Origin of the sequence: Sporosarcina sp. FSL K6-1540, assembly GCF_038620285.1 — a bacterium.
GTDB lineage: Bacteria > Bacillota > Bacilli > Bacillales_A > Planococcaceae > Sporosarcina > Sporosarcina psychrophila.
In genome coordinates, this window is record NZ_CP152018.1 from 1,530,001 (window position 1) to 1,532,500 (window position 2,500).

A 2,500-nucleotide genomic window follows, 5' to 3' on the forward strand; every position below is an offset into this window, starting at 1 on the left:
GGAAGACGGGATTCGAACCCGCGACCCCGACCTTGGCAAGGTCGTATTCTACCACTGAACTACTTCCGCATTATAAGTGCGGGTAAAGGGAGTCGAACCCCCACGCCCGAAGGCACTAGATCCTAAGTCTAGCGCGTCTGCCAGTTCCGCCATACCCGCAATATAAAATTATAACTGAAAAGTCATAAAAATGGTGAGCCATGCAGGATTCGAACCTGCGACCCTCTGATTAAAAGTCAGATGCTCTACCAACTGAGCTAATGGCTCGAAAAGTGGTGCCGGAGAAAGGACTTGAACCCTCAACCTACTGATTACAAGTCAGTTGCTCTACCAGTTGAGCTACTCCGGCTAATAAATTTCGCTATAAAATAATATGGTGGAGGATGACGGGCTCGAACCGCCGACCCCCTGCTTGTAAGGCAGGTGCTCTCCCAGCTGAGCTAATCCTCCTGGGTATAAGTTAGACAATAATAAACTACTTGTCCTTTTGAACATCTATGTAATGAATGTATAAGCCCGGCGACGTCCTACTCTCACAGGGGGAAACCCCCAACTACCATCGGCGCTGAAGAGCTTAACTTCCGTGTTCGGGATGGGAACGGGTGTGACCTCTTCGCAATCGTCACCAGACTTTTGTCATCTTTCTCAAGAGACATTATTCATTATATCATATAGGCAATATAATTGCAAGTACTTTTTTTATGAACGGTACTTATTCGCTCAAAACTGAATAAAACAGACATTGTGCTACACAGAATCAGGGTAATCAAGCCCTTTTCAAAATTGGTTAAGTCCTCGATCGATTAGTATCCGTCAGCTCCACACGTCGCCGTGCTTCCACCCCAGACCTATCAACCTCATCTTCTTTGAGGGATCTTACTTACTTGCGTAATGGGAAATCTCATCTCGAGGGGGGCTTCATGCTTAGATGCTTTCAGCATTTATCCCGTCCATACATAGCTACCCAGCGATGCCTTTGGCAAGACAACTGGTACACCAGAGGTATGTCCATCCCGGTCCTCTCGTACTAAGGACAGCTCCTCTCAAATTTCCTGCGCCCGCGACGGATAGGGACCGAACTGTCTCACGACGTTCTGAACCCAGCTCGCGTACCGCTTTAATGGGCGAACAGCCCAACCCTTGGGACCGACTACAGCCCCAGGATGCGATGAGCCGACATCGAGGTGCCAAACCTCCCCGTCGATGTGGACTCTTGGGGGAGATAAGCCTGTTATCCCCGGGGTAGCTTTTATCCGTTGAGCGATGGCCCTTCCATGCGGAACCACCGGATCACTAAGCCCGTCTTTCGACCCTGCTCGACTTGTAGGTCTCGCAGTCAAGCTCCCTTATGCCTTTGCACTCTACGAATGATGTCCAACCATTCTGAGGGAACCTTTGGGCGCCTCCGTTACTCTTTAGGAGGCGACCGCCCCAGTCAAACTGCCCGCCTGACACTGTCTCCTGCCCCGATAAGGGGCATGGGTTAGAAGTCCAATACAGCCAGGGTAGTATCCCACCAACGCCTCATCCGAAGCTAGCGCTCCGGAATCCAAGGCTCCTACCTATCCTGTACAGGCTGCACCGGAATTCAATATCAGGTTACAGTAAAGCTCCACGGGGTCTTTCCGTCCTGTCGCGGGTAACCTGCATCTTCACAGGTATTATAATTTCACCGAGTCTCTCGTTGAGACAGTGCCCAGATCGTTACGCCTTTCGTGCGGGTCGGAACTTACCCGACAAGGAATTTCGCTACCTTAGGACCGTTATAGTTACGGCCGCCGTTTACTGGGGCTTCAATTCGAAGCTTCGCTTGCGCTGACCTCTCCTCTTAACCTTCCAGCACCGGGCAGGCGTCAGCCCCTATACTTCACCTTGCGGTTTTGCAGAGACCTGTGTTTTTGCTAAACAGTCGCCTGGGCCTATTCACTGCGGCTCTCTCGGGCTTTAACACCCTACCAGAGCACCCCTTCTCCCGAAGTTACGGGGTCATTTTGCCGAGTTCCTTAACGAGAGTTCTCTCGATCACCTTAGGATTCTCTCCTCGCCTACCTGTGTCGGTTTGCGGTACAGGCACCTCCCGCCTCGCTAGAGGCTTTTCTTGGCAGCGTGAAATCAGGGACTCAGGGATAAATCCCCTTGCTGTAACAGCTCAATGTTATAGGAACGGGATTTGCCTCATTCCACACCTCACTGCTTAGACGCGCATAACCAACAGCGCGCTCACCCTATCCTACTGCGTCACCCCATTGCTCAAACGGCGGGGAGGTGGTACAGGAATATCAACCTGTTGTCCATCGTCTACGCCTTTCGGCCTCAACTTAGGTCCTGACTAACCCTGAGCGGACGAGCCTTCCTCAGGAAACCTTGGGCATTCGGTGGAAGGGATTCTCACCCTTCTTTCGCTACTCATACCGGCATTCTCACTTCCAAGCGCTCCACCAGTCCTTACGGTCTAGCTTCGACGCCCTTGGAACGCTCTCCTACCACTGACATCTAAGAT

Annotated in this window: 5 tRNA genes and 2 rRNA genes (2 of these 7 running past the window's edge); all 7 read right to left on the bottom strand. The window is 51.6% G+C overall.

From position 1 onward, the window contains the following. Positions 1 to 69, bottom strand: a tRNA-Gly gene (locus MKY15_RS06930); it reaches 6 nt to the left of the window's first position. 8 nt (positions 70 to 77) lie between these two features. After that, positions 78 to 159: transfer RNA gene (locus MKY15_RS06935), tRNA-Leu, on the bottom strand. 32 nt (positions 160 to 191) lie between these two features. Next, positions 192 to 267: transfer RNA gene (locus MKY15_RS06940), tRNA-Lys, on the bottom strand. Positions 268 to 273: 6 nt separating this feature from the next. Beyond that, positions 274 to 349, bottom strand: a tRNA-Thr gene (locus MKY15_RS06945). A 25-nt stretch (positions 350 to 374) separates the two neighbouring features. Further along, a tRNA-Val gene (locus tag MKY15_RS06950) sits at positions 375 to 450 on the bottom strand. Positions 451 to 514: 64 nt separating this feature from the next. Further along, positions 515 to 630 (bottom strand): 5S ribosomal RNA (rrf, locus tag MKY15_RS06955). A gap of 153 nt (positions 631 to 783) precedes the next feature. Further along, a 23S ribosomal RNA gene (locus MKY15_RS06960) occupies positions 784 to 2,500 on the bottom strand (it continues 1,215 nt past the right edge of the window).